The 1,646-nt window shown below is 64.8% G+C and carries 1 protein-coding gene; it reads left to right on the top strand.

Annotated elements, in window-relative coordinates; translation table 11 throughout:
• Positions 1-127 precede the first annotated feature (127 nt).
• Complete coding sequence (locus tag AX724_RS09455) at positions 128-1,477, top strand: IS1380 family transposase (RefSeq protein ID WP_443018684.1); 1,350 nt, start codon at positions 128-130, stop codon at positions 1,475-1,477.
• Positions 1,478-1,646: the final 169 nt, after the last annotated feature.

Raw genomic sequence — 1,646 nt, 5'->3', positions numbered from 1 at the left:
CCCGGCTTATTCACCGGCGGGGGTCTGAAGGTTGGCGGGAGTGGCATAAGCCTCTGATCTGAATTAGGAACTGGGTGTCAAAGCCGAACCTGCCGCAGGGCAGAAAATGCCACAGGCCACACCCGCCATGAACGATGATATCGCAAGCTCATTCCGATTCCCAGCAGTCGGCGGGAAGAAAGTCACAGCCGCGTTCGACGGTGGTCGGCTGACCTCTGATGGAGGGGTTTTGCTGCTGACGCAGGCCGAACGCACGATGGGGATTTGCCGGAGGCTTGCGGCTTGCATCGCCGATCCGCGTGACCCGACACGGGTGATCCATCGCCTTGATGACATCCTGCGTGCCCGCGTGTTCGCGATCGCCTGCGGCTACGAGGATGCCGACGATCTCGACACCCTGCGTGACGATCCAGGTTTCCGCCTGGCGCTGGGCAAGTTGCCGGGATCGGGCGCCGGGCTGGCCAGTCAGCCGACGATGAGCCGCTGGGAGAATGCACCGACCATGCGCGAGTTGGCCAGGATGCTCGCCGCGATGATCGACATCTACTGCGCCAGCTATCCGGCCCCTCCGACGGCGGTGACGCTGGATATCGATGACACCTGCGATGTCGTTCACGGCTACCAGCAACTCTCGTTCTGGAACGGGCATCACGGCGAGCGCTGTTTCCTGCCGATCCACGTCTACGACACCGCGACCGGCCGGCCGGTCGCCATGCTGCTGCGCACCGGCAAGACACCGTCAGGCGCTGAAGCGGCCGGCCATATCCGGCGCCTGGTGCGCCATATCCGCCGGCACTGGCCCGATACCCACATCACCATGCGCGGCGACGGCCACTATGGCCGGCCCGAGGTCATGGCGTTCTGCGAGGCGCACCGTGTCGACTACGTGTTCGGCTTGCCGACCAACGCTGCGCTGCGCGCCGATCCGGCCATCGTCACGGCCGCCGATGCCTGTGCGGTCAAGCGGGCCGAGGAAGGCCGTGTGATCCTGCGCAGCTATGCCGGGACCCGCTACGGTGCGAAGAGCTGGAACTGCCAGCGCCGCGTCGTCGCCCGGATCGAGGCCAGCACGCTGGGCATGGATATCCGCTATGTCGTCACCTCGCTGGCCGAAGGCTCGGCCGAGTATATCTACGACACGCTCTACTGCGCACGGGGACAGGCCGAGAACCTGATCAAGATGCACAAGACACAGCTGGCCAGCGACCGCACCTCGTGCCGCTCGGCCAACGCCAACCAGATGCGCCTCATCCTGCACACCGCCGCCTACTGGCTGCTATGGCGCATCCGACAGAAAATCCCCAAGGCCGCCGCGATGGCCGCTGCCGAGTTCGCGACACTGCGACTGCGGCTCATCAAGGTCGCTGCCCGCGTCATCGAGACGACTACACGTATCCGTATCGCCTTCGCCTCAGCCTGCCCGGATGCCGACACGTTCAAGGCCGTCGCCACCGGTCTTCGGCCAGTACCAACATAGCTGGCGCGGCCGTGCCGCCGAACCCCGAGACCCCCTCCATCAACCCTTAAAAGCCTCTCGATCCTGCTGCGGTGAAACACCGCCAGACGCGCTCGTCCAGATCACATGGCTGACAACGCACCACCACTCAAAAAGCCCGGAGCCTCAGTCTCGTGAATAAGCCGGGTTA

This window comes from Sphingobium sp. CCH11-B1, from assembly GCF_001556865.1.
Lineage (GTDB): Bacteria > Pseudomonadota > Alphaproteobacteria > Sphingomonadales > Sphingomonadaceae > Sphingobium.
This window is presented reverse-complemented; position numbering and strand designations above follow the sequence as displayed.